Source organism: Paenarthrobacter sp. TE3676, assembly GCF_056279165.1.
The window spans coordinates 121219-140057 of record NZ_JBWBQU010000003.1 but is presented as its reverse complement, the minus strand read 5'-3'; the positions used below and the strand labels follow the sequence as shown (position 1 = coordinate 140057).

The window sequence follows — 18839 nt, the reverse complement described above, 5'->3', positions numbered from 1 at the left end:
CCGGGGTTTCAGTCGTTCCAGTCGAAGAAGCCTTTGCCCGTCTTACGTCCCAGCTCGCCGCGCGCCACTTTATCGCGGAGGATCTGCGGCGGAGCGAAACGGTCGCCCAGCGTTGAGTGAAGGTACTCGGCAATGCCCAACCGGACATCCAAGCCAACAATGTCAGTGGTCTTTAGCGGGCCTGTGGGGTGCTTGTATCCGAGGACCATGGCAGCATCGATGTCTTCCGCCGACGCTACTCCCTCTTCCACCATGCGCATCGCTTCAAGGGCAATGGCGACGCCGAGCCTAGAGGACGCAAAGCCCGGAGCGTCATTGACGACGACGGCGGTCTTGCCGAGTGCCTCAGTCCAGCTTTTCGCCGCCTCAGCCAGTTCGGGAGAAGTCTCCTTGGCCAGCACCACCTCAATGAGGGTGGACGCGGGCACCGGGTTGAAGAAGTGCAGGCCGACAAAGTTGGCTGGACGGCGAAGCTCGTTGGCGAGCCCGGTGACCGAGAGCGAGGACGTGTTCGACGCCAGATAAGCATCGGCGGACAAGTGGTCCTCCACAGCCTTCAGGGCTGTCACCTTGAGGTCGTAGTCCTCAGGCACGGCCTCCACTACGAGGCCGCAGTGGATGAAGGACTCGTAGTCCGTGGAGGTGCTGAAGCGGGACATTGCTTCTTCGGGCGTTTCGCTCAAGGTGCCGCGGGCGGCGGACTTGGCTACGGCATCAGCAACGCGACCCTGCGCTCCGGCCGCTGCCTCGTGATCGCGTTCCACCACGATGACGGTGGCGCCCTTAGTGAGGAACGCATGTGCAATACCAGCACCCATACGGCCACCGCCGAGGACTCCAACGACGTGCGGGATGGCGGGAACTTCGGTCATTTCTGTGTCCTGTCTTGCGTCGGGGCGGCACTGGCGGGCACCTCGGCGTCGGGTGCGGCAGCGTCGCTCGTGGCTGTGTCTTGCGGAGCCTTCGCCGATTTCTTGTCCAAGAACGCCTGCATGCGATCAAACTTGGCCTGGGACTCGAAAAGGATCCCCTGGGCGAGTGTGTCGATCAGCGGGTGGGCTTCAGCCGGGGCGTGGAACACCGACTTGGTAATACGCACCGCCAGAGGGTCCTGGCGTCCAATCCTGTCGGCCAGTTTGTGGGCTGCATCCATCAGCTCAGGAGCTGCATGGATCTCCGTGATCAGGCTGATCCGTAGGGCTTCTTCCGCGCGGAGCACGGCACCGGCCAGGAGGATCTCCTTGGCCTTGGGCTCCCCCACCAACTCCTTGAGCCGCCAGCTGGCTCCAGCTGCAGCCAGGATCCCAAGCCCGGTCTCCGGATTGCCGATGCGGACGCTCGGAGTGCCGATGCGGAAGTCGGCGGCGTAGGCGAGCTCGGCTCCCCCGCCAAGGCAGTACCCGTCCAAGGCCGCGATAACGGGCATGGGCAATTTGGCGATGCGGACAAAGATCGTGGAGTTGATCCCCTGCAAGGCATCGTCGCGCCGGCGTTCGCGGAGCTGTCCGATGTCCGCACCGGAGGCAAAAACGCCCTCGGTCCCGGCGATAATCAGCACCTTGGGATTCCGCTCGAGTTCGGCGCAGACAAGGTGGAGTTCGTCCACCATTGTCTGGTCGATCGCGTTACGGACCTCTGGACGGTTCAGCAGAACAGTGAGCCGGTCTTCGCGTTCCTCGATGAGAAGTGTGGTGAAGTCTTTCGCATCCAGTGCCATTACACGCCTTCCAGCAGCATCGCGGTGCCCTGTCCGACACCGATGCACATGGTGGCCAACCCGAGCTTAGGTCCGGAAGATGAAGCGAGCTCGCGTTCCATACGGCCCAGCAGCGTAATAGCTATGCGCGAGCCGCTGGAACCCAGCGGGTGCCCCAAACTGATGGCACCGCCGTCGTTGTTCACGATGTCCGGGTTCAGCCCAAGGCGACGCATGCTTGCCAGCGATTGCGTAGCGAAAGCCTCATTGAGTTCCACGGCGCCCAACTGATCCACCGTGAGGCCGGACCGTGCCAGGACTTTTTGGGTGGCGGGGACCGGGCCGATGCCCATGATTTCCGGTTCGCATCCTGCCGAGGCGCCGTCGATGATACGGGCGCGGGGCGTCAGGCCGAACTTTTTGATGGCGGCCTCAGAAGCGACGATGATGGCCGAGGCGCCGTCGTTGAGCGTGGATGAGTTGCCGGCGGTGACCACGGAACCTCCAGGAACGACGGGCCGCAACCCGGCCAAAACGTCCATGGTGGTGCCTTCGCGAGGGCCTTCATCAGTGTCCACCACGGTCTCCGACTTTCGGGTCTTCACCGTGACGGGGACAATTTCATCCTTGAACCGGCCACCGGCGATGGCGGCCAGCGCAAGCTCATGGGAGCGGACAGCAAAGGCGTCAGCATCCTCGCGGGAGATGTTGTCCACGCGGCCCACTTCCTCCGCCGTTTCAGGCATGGAGTAGGTCATTTTGCCGTCGCGGGAAAGCTCGCCCTTGGTGAAGAGCGGATTGGCGAAACGCCAGCCGATGGACGTATCGAAGATTTGTCCGGGCTTGGCGAACGCCGTGGTCGGCTTCTCCTGCACCCAAGGCGCCCGGCTCATGGATTCAACGCCACCCGCCACCACGATGTCCGCAGCTCCGGACTTGATCATCTGGCTGGCCATGATGATCGCGCTGAGGCCCGAGGCGCACAGGCGGTTCACCGTGATGCCGGGGATGTGGAGGGGAAGTCCGGCCAGAAGGGTGGCCATGCGGGCCACGTTCCGGTTTTCCTCGCCCGCTCCGTTGGCATTGCCGAGGATTACCTCATCTATGGAGTCAGGGTCGACGCCGGCACGCGCCACCGCTTCCCGGACCACCAATGCTGCGAGATCGTCCGGGCGGACGGAGGACAGTGCCCCACCGTAGCGACCTACAGGCGTGCGCGCGCCGCCAACAAGAAAAGCCTCGACCATGAGAACATCCTTCGCGAAGTGAAAGGGACCGGCTCGGAATAATATACCGACCGTTCGTTCTATAAAGATTACACGGCCCAGCGGGCCGGTCAACAGCTGAGTCCTCAGTCACGGACCAGCGGAGACCGGCCCCAACCCGGATCAGACCACCCGGATTCCCAAGTGGCCAGCCAGCAGCGGCGCCATAAGGCTCAGCTGATAGTCATCGATCACCACTCCTGCAAGCCCTGCCAGTCCGTTGATTCCCCGGAACTCCGAGGTGCGCAGATCCACGTCCTTCAGCTTGGCGCCCGTGACATCCAGCGTGCCGATAGTACAGTTCTTCAGTGCCAACCGCGTTCCCGTGCAGCCCCCGAGGTCGAGCTCATTGATGATGCAGTCGGAGATCTGGATATCCATGAGCTTGGAGCCGCGCAGGTTCACATAGTCCAGCTTGCCGCCGTCAATACGGACGGAGCGCCAGTTCCCCTCATAAAGTTCGGCAGACCCCCACCGTGGATTGGTGATCTCCATGTCCTGCCAGGAAGTCCGGGCCGCCATGAAGACCGGAGCATACGGCTCGGAAAAGATGCACTCGCGGAAGGTTGCGCCCCGCAGCTGCGTTTCGTTGAAGGAGACACCGTTTAGCTCGCACTCAATGAAATCCGCGCCGCTCAGCTCCTCTCCGTCGGCAGAAACCCGGGTGAGCCGGACGCCGTCGTACCGTTCGCCACGCTGGAAGTCCGGAGCGTCGTCGTCACGCAATTCGTCCAACCGCACAGGCGAAATCTTAGGTGCCGCAACTTTCGCTGCCGCCATCAGAGCGATTCCGCTTTGGCTGCGATCTCAGCCAGGTCTTTACTGAGGGCCTTGCGGGTCATGTTCATCCCGATTTTCCCGAACAGGGCCATGCCCACCTTGCTAAGAAGGCTGGGATTTATCATCTCTGCGCCGAAAGTCAGCGCCAGATCCGTGCCGCCGTCGCGCTCGTGCAAGGTGAATCGGCTGGTGTAATCCGCGCCGCCTTGGAGCGCCTTGATCGTGGTGCTGCGCGGAGGGTCGGTCTCGGAAACCCACATCTCGACAGTCTCCTGCCTACCCATCATGGTCCGGGTCTCTTTCCAGCGGGTGCCCTCACCATAGGGGCCCTCGCTGAGCATCTGGATTGAGTCGATGCCGGAGAGCGTCCCGGCCGAGCCGGGAATGTCCGAGATGACGGCCCAAACCTTCTCCGGGCTTGCGTTGACGTGCTGCGTCAGGGTGGTGGTGTGTTCCATACATCGAGCCTAGACCCGACCCCCGACACTCCCAACCGGGTGTTCGTTGCGAGGCCCAGTCTGCACGACTCACCCCACGCATAAGGCGCAAAGCAGGCCCCACAACGCCAGGGGTGCTCGTTACGAGGCCCACTCTGCACGACTCATCCCTCGCATAAGGCGCAAAGCAGGCCCCACAACGCCAGGGGTGCCCGTTACGAGGCCCACTCTGCACGACTCATCCCTCGCATAAGGCGCAAAGCAGGCCCCACAACGCGAACGGCGCGCGCCCCAAAGGGAGGCACGCGCCGTCGGACGTTTGAAGCGTTAAGAACTGGAGGCTTAGCTGAACAGCTCGCTCTTGGGTTCGTTGTTCTTGACCTTCTGCCATCCGAGCCACAGCACCAGGGCGAAGAACGGAATGGTCGCGAGGGTCCACAGGCCAAGCAGGAAGACCTCGCCGGTTTCCTTGTCGGTCATGGAATCGAAGCCGATCAGCACGGTGATGGCCAGCAGGGCGATGAGGCCCACCCAGCTGGTCCACGGCGAACCGGGCATCGGCAGGCTGGAGACGTTGCCGCGCTTCTTCCGCAGTGCGATCTGGCTCGCGAAGATCGAGCCCCACGTGAAGATCACGCCGATGGATGCCGTGTTCAGCGCAAGGTCGAATGCGTGCGAGCCACCCAGCCAAATGTTGAGCAGGATACCTACGAGGTAGACGCCACCGATAGCCAGGATGGCCGCGTACGGCACGTGGCGGGTGGACATCTTGGTGAGCCACTGCGGAGCGTGGCCGTTGTTGGCCATGGTGCGGAAGATCCGGCCGATCGAGTACAGGCCTGAGTTGCAGGAGGACAGCGCGGCGGTGATGACGATCATGTTCATGACGTCGCCCATCCAGCCGAGGCCCATCTGGCCGAACACAGTCACGAAGGGCGAGGTGCCGGCCACGTACTGGTCGGACGGCAGCAGCATCGCGAGCAGCGTCACCGAACCGACGTAGAAGACCACAATACGGACCACGACGGCGCGGATCGCCTTGGGAACTTCGCGTTCCGGGTTTTCCATCTCACCAGCGGTGATACCGACCAGCTCAATGGCGTTGTAGGCGAAGATCACGGCGTTGAGGACCAGGATCATCACCAGGCCACCCTTGGGGAACATGCCGCCGTCTTCGTGGAAGAGGTTGGCCACGGACGCATTGCCGTCGCCGACCTTGGCGTTGGTGACAACCATGAACGTGCCAACGGCCAGGAAGATCACGATGGCCGCGACCTTGAGGCAGGAAGCCCAGAATTCGAACTCGCCGAACGCCTTGACGCTGAACAGGTTCACGGCCACCAGCAGCACCAGCGCTGCGATGGCGGACAGCTCGATGGGCACGTTCGGGAAGAAGAACTGGAAGTACAGGCCGATCGCGATGAGCTCAGCAATGCCTGTCATGGCCCAGTTGATGAAGTACATCCACCCGGAAAGGAAGGCACCCTTCTTGCCGAACATTTCACCGGCGTAGCTCACGAAGGAGCCGGAGGTCTGGCGGTACATGATGAGTTCGCCGAGGGCCCGCATCAGCAGGTAGGCGATGACGCCGGCAATGGCGTAGGAGAAGATCAGGGCCGGGCCGGTGGAGGCCAGACGGCCACCGGCACCCATGAACAGGCCGACGCCGATAGCGCCACCCATGGCGATCATGGTGACGTGGCGGCGGCTCAGGGTCTTCTGATATCCCTCGGCGCTGAGGTTGGAGTCCGAGGCTGCGGATGAGGCCTTGGAGCTCTGGAGATCTGTGGGAGTACTTTGCGGCACAGCTGTTCCTTGTGGGTTGGGGTGTTGCTGTAGGTGTTACACCCATGCCGGAACATGGGCATCTTTGGCACACATAATTCGAGCTTTTCCCCGTTAGAGGTCCCGAAGTGTGACAAAGAACGCAGAACGCCGAAGCTTCGCGCAACCCGTCTATCTTACGGGATTAACCCCAATGCCCGTGACGCAGGCAACAAGGGGCTGTGGAAAAGCGCCTCTCAGGCCCACTTCAGCACGATGTTCCCGGCCTCATCTGCGAAGACTCCGTAAGAGCGCAACGGCTTGGTGCCCGTGGTGGAACACCCGGTTGCCAGCTCGAAGGCGTGCTGGTGCAGGGGACAGATGACCACGTTGTTGTCGATCGTGCCGTCGGCTATCGGGCCGCCTTTGTGCGGGCAGACGCCGGACACTCCCCGCAGCGATCCGTCCCGTAACCTGAACACCGCCACCTGCTCGCCGTCCACTCCGAAGGCTCTTCCCTCGCCGAACGGAATTTGGTCAACAGGCCCTAAGACGCGTTGAACGTTCGGTTCGACGGCGGGCACGGGCTGGGCGCTCATCGGACCGGCACCTGCGGCAGCACGGTCAGCGGCAAAGAAGTCCGGAACTGGCCTGGCGTGAGCGGATCATCGCGTTCGCTCCATGGATCGGCATAGGCATCCACCGAGGCCTGCATGGCGGCGTCCAAACGACTGGCGATGCCCTCGGAGTCCTCCAGGATGACGCTGCGAAGATGCTCGATGCCTACTCGGGGCACAAAGGCGTACGTCCGTTCGAGCCAGTGGGCGTTCTCCCTGTAGTACTGCATGAACCGGCCTGCCAGGAGGGTGACCTCTTCGGGCGTATCCACGGTGACCAACAAATCTCCTTTACGTATGTGGGCGCCGGCCGCTCCGCCCACATAGATCTCCCACCGGCCACCTTCCACCGCCACTACTCCGACGTCCTTGACCAGCGACTCCGCACAGTTGCGCGGGCAGCCGGAGACCGCAAGTTTCAGCTTGGCCGGTGCCTCAATACCCTGGAAACGGGACTCCAACCCAATGCCCAAGCCGGTGGAGTCCCCGGTTCCGAACCGGCAATAGTCCTTGCCAACACAGGTCTTGACGGTCCTAAAGCTCTTGCCGTAGGCGTATCCGGATGGCATGTCCAGATCAGCCCAAACCTGAGGCAGGTCCTCTTTGGGCACCCCCAGCAGGTCGATCCGCTGTCCGCCGGTCAGCTTGATCATGGGAATGCTGTGTTTCTCAGCGACATCGGCAATCCTCCGGAGTTGCTGCACCGACGTCACCCCGCCCTTCATCTGCGGGACCACGGAGAACGTGCCGTCGCGCTGGATGTTGGCGTGCACGCGGTCGTTGATGAACCGGGCGTCGCGTTCGTCAACGTACTGATCGGCGAGCATCATTTTCATGAGCGACGCAAGGGCCATCTTCGATTTAGCGTCCTCAAGCCGTCCCGGGGCGAGAGCGGCAAACACCTGGGAAACGGACTGCAGCCCCCTGGCCCGGATCTCAGCCATCAAGGCGGGCTTGTCCAGCGGAATCCCTGGAACGTAGTAGCTCGCTGCCGGATCCTCCTCCACAGCCCCACCCGCGGCCCATTCCACCACCTGGCTGATCATGAGCTTGCACGAGCCGCAGCCTTTTCCGGCCCGTGTAGCGTCCATGGCCGCGGACACCGAGGTGCAGCCACCCTTCACCGCCGCTACAAGCGCCCCCTTGGAAACCCCGTTGCAGTTGCAGACCTGCGCGCTGTCCGCCAGTTCGGTCACAGCCTCCTCTTCACCCGGTGCGCCGAGATCGAACATCAGCGAGAGCCGCTCTTCCGGGAGGGGCAAGCCCTGATCAAATGCCTGGGTCAGGTAGGCCACCTTCCGGCTATCCCCCAACAACGTGGCGCCCACCATCTTGTTGTCGCGGATGACGATCGATTTGAACACGCCCCTGCTGGGCTCCGAAAACACGATGTGTTCATCCGTCTCCCGTTCCGGGCCGGCAAGCCCCATGGAGGCAACATCGACGCCGGCGACCTTCAGTTTGGTGGCGGTCCGGGAGCCCAAGTACACCGATGAACGATCCGCCCCCGTGACCTGATCGGCCAGCACGGCAGCCTGCTCCCACAGTGGCGCCACCAGTCCGTACACCTCACCGCGATGCTGAACGCACTCCCCTACCGCGAAGATGTCCTCTTCATCCATGACGCGCAGATGGTCGTCCACCACAATGCCCCGCTCCACGGCCAGGCCACTCACGACGGCGACATCCACGTTGGGTCTGATGCCTGCGGTGACCACCACCATGTCGCAGTCAAGCTCGCGTTGATCGCGCAGGCTCACTCCGGTGATTCGCTCCCTACCAAGGATCGCCGTCGTCCGGCTTCCCGTGTGCACTTCGATGCCCAGCGCCTCGACGCTCCGCCGCAGTATTGCACCGCCGTCGGGCCCCAATTGGGCATTCATTAGATGCCCGCCCGAGTGGACCACCGCAACCTCCAAGCCGTAGGCCTGCAGGCCGTGGGCTGCTTCCAGCCCCAGCAAGCCGCCTCCGATCACCACTGCCCGGCTATGGTGCTCGTTGTTGGCGAACTGAATCATCTTCCGGGTATCGTCCAAGGTCCTGAACGTGAAGACACCGTGCCTGACAGCGCCACTGGGGGCATAGGCACCCTCCATGGGCGGCAAGTGCGAGCGGCTGCCGGTCGCGATGATCAGGTCGTCGTAGGGTTCCACGCGGCCGTCCGCGGCAAAGACGTGCTTGCTGAACTTGTCGATGCGGTCAACCCGGACACCCGCATGCAGGGTGATGTTGTTCTGCTGGTACCACGTAAGAGCGTTGAGGAAGATGTCCGCATCGCTCTCCTCGCCGGACAGGACATGGCTGAGCATGATCCGGTTGTAATTCCCATAGGGTTCGTCGCCAAACATGGTGATGTCGAAGAGCTCCGCGCCACCCCTGGCGAGGATTTCCTCCACGGCCCGGGCGCCAGCCATTCCGTTGCCGATGACCACGAGCCGCCGGCGCATCAGTGCTCCACCATTCCGAGGTCCACCACAACGGAACCCCTGACGCCGGCAGGTGCCACGATATACAGCTCAATCATGGAACCCCCTTCAATGTCCTCCACTACCCTCAGCGGAACGTGGACGTCGCTTTTGGCTCCGATGGGGAAGTAGCGCATGGGCACGCCGTCGCGCATAAGGACCACGGTGATGAGTTCGGGACTGGAGTTGCCGCCGCGGAAGTACAGCGTCTGGTTCACGACGCCGTCCGGGACAAAGTGCGCCAGCTCGCTGTGCAACGGGACCGGCTTTTCCATGCCGATGCCTTCGAACGCGTAGATGCCTTGGAGGAAGAGGTTCTTGGAGATCACGGAAGTTCCTTTCGGCCGGCTTCCTTCCATGGTGCTCCGCCCGTGTTTCAAGACACTCGCCGCTGTGTTTCGGCCTGCAGCATTGGGAGTAACGATCCCTTTGCGGGCGCCTCACCAGGGCGCCTCACCAGGGCGTCTCACCAGGGCGTCTCACCCAACTGGGCAACGGCCCGCTGGGCGGCTCGCCGCCGGGCTCACGAACTACAGCAATTCGCCGCCCTGCATCCCGTACCGCACCCAGTGTCCGCCCGTGCCGACGGGACCACTGCGGTGTTCGACGGCGACATCGGCACGTGCACAGCGGTCAAACCACTCGCCCAGGGCACGATCGTGGCTCACAATCACCAAGGTTCCTTCGAATGAAGCGAGCGCTGCCTCCAACTGCTCCACCAGCACCGGCGCCAAATGGTTGGTGGGCTCGTCCACGATCATGGTGTCGTAGCCGCCCAGAAGGAGCCGGGCAAGGGCGAGCCTACGCTGCTGCCCGGCTGAAAGACCTCCGACGGGAACATGGAACTCAGCGGGCCGGAACAGCCCCAGCCGCAGCAAGCCCTCAGCGTGTTCGTCAATGTTCCCACCCAGCCCCGCAGCGAACGCAGGAAGCAGGCGCAGCCCCGGCCGGGAGGGCACCTCGAGTTCCTGCTGCAGGTAACCCACCCTGCCGTTCACCGTGACAGACCCGGTGGCTGGCTCCAGCGTCCCGGCAAGGATGGACAACAGCGTGGATTTGCCCGCACCGTTAGGACCGGTGATGAGCACTTTTTGTCCGGCTTCCACCCTGATGTGGGTGGGCTGGAGCCGGCCGGGTGCGCTGATGCCGTGAGCTTCCAGCGCGGGTTCGGACGCCGCCAAAGCTGTAACGCCCAGGGGTGCTGCCAGTTTCAGCGGCACGGGCGGCCGGTCCACCGGATTGTCCTCGAGCCTGCGGAGCCTCTCCTGGGCATTGCGAACCTTGCTGGCCGCCGCCCGCTGCCACGTTCCCGCTTTGAAGTCGAAACCCATTTTGTCGTTGTCGCGTTTACGGCCGTAACCCATACCGTCTGCTACGGTGGCGGCTTGGAGTCTTTCGGCGGCCATGGCATCGAGCCATTGCTCGTACTCTTGGATCCACCGAGACCGTTCGGCGGCCTTCTCCCGCAGGTAGCCTTCGTAACCGTTGCCGTAGCGGTTCACGGACCGACGGTCAGCGTCCACCTCGATGATGGTGGTGGCGACCTTCCGCAGCAGGACACGGTCGTGCGAGACCACCACCACCGTCCCGCGATGTGCGGCCAACCGCGATTCGAGCCAGGCTGTGCCGCTCGCGTCCAGATGGTTGGTGGGCTCATCCAGGAGCAACGCTTCGGCTGGATCGGCCAGCAGGCAGGCGAGCGCCACCCGCTCCTGCTCGCCTCCGGACAAAGATCCAAGCGTTCGACGGCGGTCCAGGCCTCCCAGCCCCAGCTTGTCCAGCGCTGCTTCCACCCGGGACTCGGCAGCGTAGCCCTCACGGAGTTGGTATTCGGTTTGAAGGCTTCCATAGAGCTCGAGTTCTTCGGAGCCGGCATCGGCAAGGCCGGATTCCAGTTCCAGGATGCGCGCCTCCAAGGAACGCAGGGAAGCCAAGGAAGTGTCTATGGCGTCTCCCACGGTGAGAGACTCGGAGAAACCGTGTGTTTGCGCGAGGTATCCCACGCGGTAGCCGGGGTTGCCTGATAAACCTGCCGTACCGTCGTCGGGCGTTTCAACGCCGGCCATGAGCCGGAGCAGGGTGGATTTGCCGGCACCGTTTTCGCCGACGATCGCCACGTGTTCGCCGTGGTGGATGGCGAGGTCGACGGCGTGGAAAAGTTCGCGGTCCCCGTAGCCGTGGGAAACGCCGGAAAGGTGAAGGTGGTCAGTCAAGAGGAGTCCTCGCAGGTCCGCAGTGGGTGGCAGATGGCCGGGTGTGTACTGGGGATGCAGCCGGTAAGAAGGGCTGCGCTCAAGACTTCATCGCTCCAGACTGCCCGGCATCAGGAGTTCCGTCAAGCCAAGACATCACGGATGACACCAATAAGGTTCCGCAATCCATTGACCTGACACCATAGTGGCGTCAAAATGGTGTCATGCAGCTAAACCAGTACGTCGCCACTCTCAAGCACCAGCTGGAAACCGCGGCCGAGGCCGGCGGCCCGGAAGCGCGGGCCCTCAGTGAGCGGCTCACCGCGGCGCTCGAATCCACCGTGCGACTGGTCCTCCTCGAGGCCCTTTCCGACGCCGCCAACGAAATCACCCTGGAGCTGGCGCCCGGCTCCGTGGAGGTCAGGCTCCGAGGCCGTGACCCCGAATTCGTGGTCAGCAACCCGCCCGGCGACAACGACTTCGAGGCAATGATCGAACAGTCCATACGGGGCACCATAGCGTCGGAAGACTTCGACGGCGCCAGTACTTCACGGACCACGCTCCGCCTTCCGGACCAGCTCAAGCAGCAGGTCGAAGCAGCAGCAAGCCATGATGGCCTGTCCGTGAACTCCTGGCTGGTCCGGGCCGTCGCCGACGCCCTCAACGGACGCTCCCCAAGCAAACGCGCTACGCGGGGCGAACCCGGCGAGCAGAACTTCACAGGATGGGCACGCTAATGGCAACCTTCCAGACTCCGCAGCCGATCGCCGTCGTCGTTGACGTTTCCGTACGTGCCGACATCTGGACAGTTGCGCGTGAAGGCAAAGACACCGTGGTCAACGTCCGGCCCCGTAAGGAAAAGCGAAGCCTGGACGTCAGGATGGCCGAGCAAACCACTGTGGACTATTCGGACGGCCGCTTGCAGGTCAGGCTTCACCCCGGCCTCCGCCACAGCTGGTTCAGCGACGGCGGCGCGGTGGAGATCACCGTGGAGGTTCCCGTAGGCAGCAGCCTGGAACTGAAGTCCGCCATGGGAGACCTCCGCTGTGACGGCGAATTCGGCGCTGCTGACCTAAGGACCGACTTGGGACACATAAGCATCGATCACTGCGGCGAGCTGCGGGCGCACACTGACATGGGCGACATCACGGTGGAGCGCGCCTCGGGGAGGTCCAGGATAAAGACCGGCTCAGGCAAAATCCGAATCCGTCACATCGACGGTGTTGCCACCGTAAAAAACGGCAACGGCAGCACGTACATCGCGCACGCTTCCGGCGAGCTCAGCGTCAGCGCAGCCAATGGCGACATTTCGCTGGAGCGGGCCGGGCTTTCCACTACCGTCAAAACCTCCAGCGGTGACATCACGGTGGGCGAAGTGGCCGCCGGCAGCCTTACGGTTCAGACCGCTGCCGGCGCACTGGCCGTTGGTGTTCGCGAAGGCACGGCCGCCTGGCTGGATCTCAGCACGAAGTACGGGCGCGTCCGTAATGCCCTTCAAGCCACGAACGGGCCGGGCGACACCGCGGACAAGGTGGAGATCCGCGCCCGCAACGCTTATGGCGACATCGCAGTGACCCGATCACCCGTCAGCGCCCGGTAGCCGTGGCTACACCGTGGCGACGGCCCGCTTCCGGCGGGCCTTGGCGAGTCGCGTACCGATCAACCCCTGCCGCGGACTGAATAGATATACCGCGCCGAACACCACGCCCTGGGTGAGGACCACCATGGCTCCCGACGCCGTGTCCAGGTAGTAGCTGAGATAGATGCCGGCCACGGAACACACCACCGAAATGACGGGCGCGATGATCAGCATCCGGGAGAAGCGGTCGGTCAGCAGGTAGGCCGTGGCTCCCGGGATGATCAGCATGGCCACCACCAGCACCACGCCCACAGTCTGCAGGGCCACCACCGATGTCAGTGCCAGCAGCCCCAGGAGCAGGGCCCCGAGCCGTTTGGGTGACAGTCCGATCGCGTGGGCATGCGTAGGGTCAAAGGCATAAAGCGTGAGGTCACGGCGTTTGAGGATCAGGATCGCAAAGGCCACGACACCCAGGACCACCACCTGGATAAGGTCAGGGAGACTGACCCCCAGCAGGTTTCCGAAGATGATGTGGTTAAGGTCGGTCTGGCTCGGGGTCACGGAGATCAGCACCAAGCCCAACGCGAAGAGCGACGTGAACACGATCCCGATCGCTGCGTCTTCTTTCACGCGGCTTGTATTGCGAACTACCCCAATCAACGTCACCGCGATCAGGGCGAAGACCAACGCGCCGAGCGCGAACGGCGCCCCCACGATGTAGGCGAGCACGACGCCGGGAAGCACCGCATGCGAGACGGCGTCGCCCATGAGGGACCAGCCGATGAGGACCAGCCAGCAGCTCAGGACAGCACAGACCACGGCAGCGATGGCTGTTGTTGCCAGGGCACGGACCATGAAGTCGTAGCTGAGGGGTTCCAGTAGGAATTCCATGACTAATCCCTGTTCATGACGTCGAGGCCGAAAGCCATGGCCAGGTTTTCCGGTTGGAGCACTGTGTCCGGGCTTCCATGCATGAGCACCTTGCGCATCAACAACACAGCTTCGTCGCATAGTTGGGGCAGGGCATGGAGGTCGTGGGTGGAGATGAGGATGGTGGCGCCGTTGTCTGCCAGCTCGCGGAGGAGCCTGGTGATGGTGGCTTCAGAGCGTTTGTCCACGCCCGCGAACGGCTCGTCCAGCAGCATCATGGTGGCACCTTGGGCGATACCCCGGGCCACGAAGGCCCGCTTCTTTTGCCCTCCGGACAGCTGCCCGATTTGCCGGTCGGCGTACTCGCTCAGCTCCACTCGTTCCAAGGCATGGTCGACGGCGTCCCGGTCCGCTTTGCGGGGCCGGCGCGTGAATCCCAAATGCCCGTAGCGGCCCATCATCACCACATCCCGGACCGACAGGGGGAAAGCCCAATCAACGTCTTCGCTTTGGGGAACGTAACCGATGCCGGCGTCCTTGCGCATCTTTACCGGGGGTTGGCCGTTGATGAGCACCTTGCCGGAATCGGGCTTCACCATGCCCATGATGACCTTGAAAAGGGTGGACTTGCCGGAGCCGTTCATGCCCACCAGCCCGCAGATCCGCGAATGTTCCAAGCTCAGGGACGCAGAGTCCAAGGCCAGGACCTCGCCGTAATGGACGGTGACGTTCTCAACAGCGATCGCGGGAGTGCTCATGGCGTTCCTCCGGTGAGTGCAGTGGTGATGACTTTGGCGTCGTGACGCATGAGGTCAAGGTAGGTGGGAACGGGTCCGTCCGCTTCGGAAAGGGAATCGACGTAGAGAGTCCCGCCAAACTTGGCGTCGGTGGCACCAACTACCTGTTGCATCGGGGCGTCTGACACAGTGGATTCGCAGAACACCGCCGGAACCTGATTGTCTCTAACGAATTCGATTGCCCGGGTGATCTGCTGTGGCGTTGCCTGTTGCTCCGCGTTCACTGCCCAGATGTAGACCTCTTTGAGGCCGGCGTCGCGGGCCAGGTAGGAGAACGCTCCTTCGCAGGTGACCAGCGCCCTCTGCTTCTCCGACAGTACGGACAGCTTGGACACCATCTCGTCCTGGACGGTCTGGAGTTGGGCGTTGTAAGCCTCGGCGTTTGCTTCGAATTCGGAAGCGTGCGAAGGGTCCAGCTTGGCGAAGGCCTTGGCCATGTTGCTTGCGTAAATCTGGACGTTCTTGGGCGACATCCAGGCGTGCGGGTTCGGCTTGCCTTGGTAGGAGTCCTCGGCGATGGGCATGACGTCCACGCCGTCGCTCACTACTGCGTGCGGTACATCGAGGTCCTCGACGAACTGGGAAAACCACGCTTCCAGATTGAGGCCATTGTCCAGGATGAGATCGGCTTGGGCAGCTTTCCGGATGTCACCCGGGGTTGGCTCATAGCCGTGGATCTCAGCTCCGGCTTTGGTGATGGATTCGACGCGGAGCTTATCTCCGGCAACATTCTTGGCGATGTCTGCCAGGACGGTGAAAGTAGTGAGGACCACGGGCTTGTCATCTTCTCCCGCAGAGGAGTTCCCACCACAGGCGGAGACTCCCAGGGCAAGGGCGATCGCGGTCAGGACAGCAGCGAAACGGCGGACATCTTTGGCGCGCCGAAACGGAAAGTTAGGCATACCGAAAAGTGTAGCCACGCATGGCCCACGCAGCAAAGCTAGGCTGGTCACATGGGCACTCTTTCCACCAAGGCACCTTTGTACAAATTCACTGCCCTGGATGCCATCGCCGTGGCAGCATATGTGGGCTTCACCGCCTACTTCCTGCTGGCTGGGCAGACGCTCAACCGGCTGATGCTTGAGCTGTTTTCTGACCCGGCAACAGCGTCCTATGCCGTCAACGCAATCTTTTATGCCGGCGTCGGAATATTTGCGGTGGCGTCTGCCTGGCGGGTGGTGGGCCGTGACCTCCGGATCCTGGGGACCCGGCCGTGGTTCACGCTGGGCATGGTCCCCTTGGCCTTGGTGGTCATGCTGATTCTCACAGCCATTCTGGTGGCGGCCTTCGGGACCGCCCAAAGCTCCGAGAACCAACTGGGCATCCAAGGCATGCTGCAACACGTGCCGGCGTGGCTGATGGTGCCATTACTGGTCATCCTCGGTCCGTTCGTGGAGGAATATCTCTTTCGGCACCTCCTGATAGGCAAGTTGTCGCGGTACCTGAACATCTGGGTTTGCTGCGTGATCTCCGTGGTGGTGTTCTCGTCCATCCATGTAGTGGGTCGCGAAGGACTCGCTTTGTCCGCGCTGGCTCCGTACCTCGGGATGGCCGTGGTGCTGGTGGCTGTCTACGTTTGGACGGGCAAGAACCTGATGTTCTCCTACTTTGTGCACGCCGCCAAGAACCTCATGGCCGTGGTCCTGATCTACGCGGTGCCGCCCGAACTCCTCCCCAACTAGGTGACAGCAAATGCTCCAACGAGCCCTCACTACGACGTTTGCTGTCACCTAGTTGGGGAACCCGGACGAAAGGTGACCGCAACCCCCTACCCAGCCACCCGCCGTCGGAATAGCTTGTAGAGCATGACACTCAACATCCAGGTAGTAGTCGATTGCAAGAAGCCGCATGACCTCGCCGACTGGTGGGCTGAGACCCTCGAGTGGAACGTCGAGCCGCAGGACGAGGCGTTCATCCGTTCCATGATCGAGCAGGGCTACGCCACCGAGGACCAGACCATCACGCACAACGGCAAGCTGGTGTGGGCGGAGGGCTGTGCGATCGTACCCGCCGAAGACACGGACCCCAAGACCGGCCGGCGGATCCTGTTCCAGACTGATCCCAACGAAAAATCGGTAAAGAACAGGGTGCACTGGGACGTCCGGTTGAACGGCCGGGACAAGGATGACGTGCGGAAACAGCTCGAAGCGCGCGGCGCCAAGCACCTGTGGACCGCCAATCAGGGACCCCACGAATGGCACACCATGGCCGACCCCGAGGGCAACGAGTTCTGCATCAGCTAAGGCCATTACTAGACTCGGACTGTGAACAACCAACTCCCTGCCAAGGTTTCCGACGTCTTTGACCCCTCACGCTGGCGCACAGTTTCCGGCTTCGACGACTTCAAGGACATGACCTACCACCGGCAGGTTGAGCGTTCAACGGGCGGCACAGTCAAGGACCTCCCCACGGTCCGCATCGCCTTCAACCGGCCCGAGGTCCGCAACGCGTTCCGCCCGGGCACCGTTGACGAGCTCTACCGGGCCATGGATCACGCCCGCATGACGCCGGACGTCGCCACAGTCCTCCTCACAGGTAACGGACCTTCAGAGAAGGACGGTGGACACTCGTTCTGCTCCGGCGGCGACCAGCGGATTCGTGGCAGGGACGGCTACCGCTACCAAGTAGAAGGCGCTGCGGGTGACTCCGCTGAATTTATCGACCCCGCCCGCGCGGGCCGCCTCCATATCCTGGAAGTCCAGCGGCTCATGCGGACCATGCCCAAGGTGGTTATCGCGGTGGTCAATGGTTGGGCTGCTGGCGGCGGCCACTCGCTGCACGTGGTCAGCGACCTCACCATCGCCTCGCGGGAGCACGGCAAGTTCAAGCAGACGGACGCAACCGTAGGAAGTTTCGACGCCGGATACGGCTCTGCGCTGCTGGCCCGCCAGATCGGGCAGAAAGCCGCGCGGGAAATCTTCTTCCTGGCCCGCGAATATTCCGCGGAGGACATGGTCAGGATGGGCGCCGTGAACGAGGCAGTTGACCACTCCCGCCTCGAAGAAGTTGCTCTGGAGTACGCAGCGGACATCGCCCGCCAGTCCCCGCAGGCCATCCGTATGCTCAAATTCGCTTTCAACCTGGCCGACGACGGCTTGGCCGGCCAGCAGGTCTTCGCCGGTGAAGCCACCCGTCTCGCGTACATGACGGACGAGGCCGTGGAGGGCAAGGAAGCGTTCCTCCAGAAGCGCGACCCCGACTGGTCCAACTTCCCCTACTACTTCTAGGACCACCGTGAACATCGATCCCATTTTGAAAGCCCTGATGGCCGCCCTCCATGGAGAGGGGCCCGCCGTCGAAATCGTGATGGATGAAAACGGCGAGCCGCAGGCTGTTCCGGTGGAGACCGGCGTCGAAGAGGCAGCTGTGCTGGTCCGCACCTCCGGTTCCACGGGGACGCCCAAGGCAACCGTACTGACCATCGATGCCCTCGCAGCTTCATCTGTTTCCACCGCCGTGGCCTTGCGTGGCGAAGGACAGTGGTTGCTGGCCCTCCCGCTGCAGTATGTGGCCGGTGTGCAGGTGCTGGTCCGCTCGCTCTACGCAGGCACGCGTCCGTGGGTCATGGACCAGTCGAACGGCTTCACGCCCGAAACCTTCACGGCCGCCGCCGAGGAACTGACTGACAAGATCCGCTTTACCTCCCTGGTGCCCACGCAGTTGCAGCGGCTCCTCGACTCCCCCGCGCCGGAAACCCTGGCCGTGCTGCGCCGCTTCAACGCGATCCTGCTGGGCGGCGCCCCTGCCTCGGCTGATCTCCTGACGGCCGCCCACGCGGAGGGGCTGAGGGTGGTGACCACCTACGGCTCAGCCGAGACGTGCGGCGGGTGCGTTTACGACGGCGAGCCGTTGGAGGGCGTCGAGGTCCGCATCGGTGAAGGCGAACTGGAAGGCCGCATCCTGCTGGGTGGCGATACCGTGGCGGCGGGCTACCTGGACGCCGCCCGCGCCTCAAAAGCGGCATTCTTCGAGGAAGACGGCGTCCGCTGGTACATCACCGGCGACCTTGGCAAGCTGTCCGACGACGGCAAGCTCACAGTGCTGGGCCGCGCCGATGACGTGATCATCACCGGAGGCGTCAAAGCCTCCGCCGCTTATATCCAAGGCAAGCTGGAAGAGCTCGACGGCGTCACCGCAGCTTTCGTAACCGGCGTCCCGTCACGGGAATGGGGCCAAGCTGTGGCGGCTTACGTTGCCGTCACTGATCCGTCGCCTGCGGGCCTCAAGGGATTCACGGCCCGCCGTGAGGAAGTACTGGGTGTCCTGGCTCCCAAAACGGTGTTCGCTGACAAGGAATTGCCGATGCTGCCCAACGGAAAGCCGGACCGTATGTCCATGATTGACCGGCTTTCCGAGCTGCATCAGGGACAATAGACA

At 62.9% G+C, this 18839-nt stretch carries 19 protein-coding genes; 6 read left to right on the top strand and 13 right to left on the bottom strand.

Features of this window, described 5'->3' with window-relative positions:
* Positions 1–8 precede the first annotated feature (8 nt).
* The 10 genes from ACZ881_RS08230 to ACZ881_RS08185 all read right to left on the bottom strand — a co-directional run bounded on the left by ACZ881_RS08230 (position 9) and on the right by ACZ881_RS08185 (position 11237).
* Positions 9–872 carry a 3-hydroxyacyl-CoA dehydrogenase family protein gene (locus ACZ881_RS08230; protein WP_017199119.1) on the bottom strand — a complete coding sequence of 288 codons (864 nt, stop codon included), beginning with the start codon at positions 870–872 and terminating at the stop codon, positions 9–11.
* Complete coding sequence (locus ACZ881_RS08225) at positions 869–1717, bottom strand: enoyl-CoA hydratase/isomerase family protein (RefSeq protein WP_476114094.1); 849 nt, start codon at positions 1715–1717, stop codon at positions 869–871. Before ACZ881_RS08225 ends, ACZ881_RS08230 begins: the two co-directional genes overlap by 4 nt.
* The gene (locus ACZ881_RS08220; protein WP_091470530.1) at positions 1717–2943 is read right to left on the bottom strand and encodes a thiolase family protein; all 1227 of its coding nucleotides are present in this window, start codon (positions 2941–2943) and stop codon (positions 1717–1719) included. Before ACZ881_RS08220 ends, ACZ881_RS08225 begins: the two co-directional genes overlap by 1 nt.
* Positions 2944–3084: 141 nt before the next feature.
* The gene (locus ACZ881_RS08215; protein WP_476114091.1) at positions 3085–3741 is read right to left on the bottom strand and encodes a pentapeptide repeat-containing protein; all 657 of its coding nucleotides are present in this window, start codon (positions 3739–3741) and stop codon (positions 3085–3087) included.
* Complete coding sequence (locus tag ACZ881_RS08210; RefSeq protein WP_476114089.1) at positions 3741–4199, bottom strand: SRPBCC family protein; 459 nt, start codon at positions 4197–4199, stop codon at positions 3741–3743. The genes ACZ881_RS08215 and ACZ881_RS08210 overlap by 1 nt, the downstream gene beginning before the upstream one ends.
* 321 nt (positions 4200–4520) lie before the next feature.
* Entirely contained in the window at positions 4521–5984 is a 1464-nt protein-coding gene (locus tag ACZ881_RS08205; protein WP_089596046.1) for an amino acid permease, read from the bottom strand.
* Positions 5985–6199: 215 nt separating this feature from the next.
* On the bottom strand, positions 6200–6541 hold the full coding sequence (locus ACZ881_RS08200) for a Rieske (2Fe-2S) protein (protein WP_476114087.1): 342 nt from the start codon (positions 6539–6541) through the stop codon (positions 6200–6202).
* Positions 6538–9006: a nitrite reductase large subunit NirB gene (nirB, locus tag ACZ881_RS08195; protein WP_476114085.1), complete on the bottom strand. Its 2469-nt coding sequence runs from the start codon at positions 9004–9006 to the stop codon at positions 6538–6540. Before nirB ends, ACZ881_RS08200 begins: the two co-directional genes overlap by 4 nt.
* Entirely contained in the window at positions 9006–9353 is a 348-nt protein-coding gene (locus ACZ881_RS08190) for a molybdopterin oxidoreductase (protein WP_091471083.1), read from the bottom strand. The genes nirB and ACZ881_RS08190 overlap by 1 nt, the downstream gene beginning before the upstream one ends.
* 201 nt (positions 9354–9554) lie before the next feature.
* Positions 9555–11237, bottom strand: coding sequence for an ABC-F family ATP-binding cassette domain-containing protein (locus ACZ881_RS08185; RefSeq protein WP_476114083.1), 1683 nt, complete (start codon positions 11235–11237; stop codon positions 9555–9557).
* A 203-nt stretch (positions 11238–11440) separates the two neighbouring features.
* Between ACZ881_RS08185 and ACZ881_RS08180 the strand changes: the two genes are divergently transcribed.
* Positions 11441–11953 (top strand): histidine kinase, encoded by a 513-nt coding sequence (locus tag ACZ881_RS08180; protein ID WP_364306412.1) that lies wholly within the window; start codon positions 11441–11443, stop codon positions 11951–11953.
* Positions 11953–12816: a DUF4097 family beta strand repeat-containing protein gene (locus ACZ881_RS08175; RefSeq protein ID WP_476114080.1), complete on the top strand. Its 864-nt coding sequence runs from the start codon at positions 11953–11955 to the stop codon at positions 12814–12816. The genes ACZ881_RS08180 and ACZ881_RS08175 overlap by 1 nt, the downstream gene beginning before the upstream one ends.
* Positions 12817–12822: 6 nt before the next feature.
* Here the strand turns inward: ACZ881_RS08175 and ACZ881_RS08170 are convergent, their stop codons facing one another.
* The 3 genes from ACZ881_RS08170 to ACZ881_RS08160 are packed head-to-tail and all read right to left on the bottom strand — an operon-like array spanning position 12823 to position 15364.
* Complete coding sequence (locus tag ACZ881_RS08170; RefSeq protein ID WP_476114078.1) at positions 12823–13686, bottom strand: metal ABC transporter permease; 864 nt, start codon at positions 13684–13686, stop codon at positions 12823–12825.
* Positions 13687–13688: 2 nt separating this feature from the next.
* A complete protein-coding gene (locus ACZ881_RS08165) occupies positions 13689–14423 on the bottom strand; it encodes a metal ABC transporter ATP-binding protein (protein ID WP_420178905.1) in 735 nt (244 codons plus the stop codon).
* Complete coding sequence (locus ACZ881_RS08160) at positions 14420–15364, bottom strand: metal ABC transporter substrate-binding protein (RefSeq protein ID WP_476114075.1); 945 nt, start codon at positions 15362–15364, stop codon at positions 14420–14422. The genes ACZ881_RS08165 and ACZ881_RS08160 overlap by 4 nt, the downstream gene beginning before the upstream one ends.
* A 51-nt stretch (positions 15365–15415) precedes the next feature.
* Here ACZ881_RS08160 and ACZ881_RS08155 point away from each other — a divergent pair, with 51 nt between their 5' ends.
* From ACZ881_RS08155 to ACZ881_RS08140, 4 genes are all read left to right on the top strand, one after another.
* Positions 15416–16144 carry a lysostaphin resistance A-like protein gene (locus ACZ881_RS08155; RefSeq protein ID WP_476114073.1) on the top strand — a complete coding sequence of 243 codons (729 nt, stop codon included), beginning with the start codon at positions 15416–15418 and terminating at the stop codon, positions 16142–16144.
* Between the two features lie 123 nt (positions 16145–16267).
* Positions 16268–16705 (top strand): VOC family protein, encoded by a 438-nt coding sequence (locus tag ACZ881_RS08150; protein ID WP_476114071.1) that lies wholly within the window; start codon positions 16268–16270, stop codon positions 16703–16705.
* Between the two features lie 21 nt (positions 16706–16726).
* Positions 16727–17689 carry a 1,4-dihydroxy-2-naphthoyl-CoA synthase gene (locus ACZ881_RS08145; RefSeq protein WP_476114069.1) on the top strand — a complete coding sequence of 321 codons (963 nt, stop codon included), beginning with the start codon at positions 16727–16729 and terminating at the stop codon, positions 17687–17689.
* Between the two features lie 7 nt (positions 17690–17696).
* A complete protein-coding gene (locus ACZ881_RS08140) occupies positions 17697–18836 on the top strand; it encodes an AMP-binding protein (protein WP_476114067.1) in 1140 nt (379 codons plus the stop codon).
* The last annotated feature ends 3 nt before the right edge of the window (positions 18837–18839 follow it).

Bases quoted from the DNA above. Each gene is read 5' to 3' on its own strand.
- ACZ881_RS08230 (WP_017199119.1), bottom strand. From the start codon at position 872: ATGACCGAAGTTCCCGCCATCCCGCACGTCGTTGGAGTCCTCGGCGGT.
- ACZ881_RS08225 (WP_476114094.1), bottom strand. From the start codon at position 1,717: ATGGCACTGGATGCGAAAGACTTCACCACACTTCTCATCGAGGAACGC.
- ACZ881_RS08220 (WP_091470530.1), bottom strand. From the start codon at position 2,943: ATGGTCGAGGCTTTTCTTGTTGGCGGCGCGCGCACGCCTGTAGGTCGC.
- ACZ881_RS08215 (WP_476114091.1), bottom strand. From the start codon at position 3,741: ATGGCGGCAGCGAAAGTTGCGGCACCTAAGATTTCGCCTGTGCGGTTG.
- ACZ881_RS08210 (WP_476114089.1), bottom strand. From the start codon at position 4,199: ATGGAACACACCACCACCCTGACGCAGCACGTCAACGCAAGCCCGGAG.
- ACZ881_RS08200 (WP_476114087.1), bottom strand. From the start codon at position 6,541: ATGAGCGCCCAGCCCGTGCCCGCCGTCGAACCGAACGTTCAACGCGTC.
- nirB (WP_476114085.1), bottom strand. From the start codon at position 9,006: ATGCGCCGGCGGCTCGTGGTCATCGGCAACGGAATGGCTGGCGCCCGG.
- ACZ881_RS08180 (WP_364306412.1), top strand. From the start codon at position 11,441: ATGCAGCTAAACCAGTACGTCGCCACTCTCAAGCACCAGCTGGAAACC.
- ACZ881_RS08175 (WP_476114080.1), top strand. From the start codon at position 11,953: ATGGCAACCTTCCAGACTCCGCAGCCGATCGCCGTCGTCGTTGACGTT.
- ACZ881_RS08170 (WP_476114078.1), bottom strand. From the start codon at position 13,686: ATGGAATTCCTACTGGAACCCCTCAGCTACGACTTCATGGTCCGTGCC.
- ACZ881_RS08165 (WP_420178905.1), bottom strand. From the start codon at position 14,423: ATGAGCACTCCCGCGATCGCTGTTGAGAACGTCACCGTCCATTACGGC.
- ACZ881_RS08160 (WP_476114075.1), bottom strand. From the start codon at position 15,364: ATGCCTAACTTTCCGTTTCGGCGCGCCAAAGATGTCCGCCGTTTCGCT.
- ACZ881_RS08155 (WP_476114073.1), top strand. From the start codon at position 15,416: ATGGGCACTCTTTCCACCAAGGCACCTTTGTACAAATTCACTGCCCTG.
- ACZ881_RS08150 (WP_476114071.1), top strand. From the start codon at position 16,268: ATGACACTCAACATCCAGGTAGTAGTCGATTGCAAGAAGCCGCATGAC.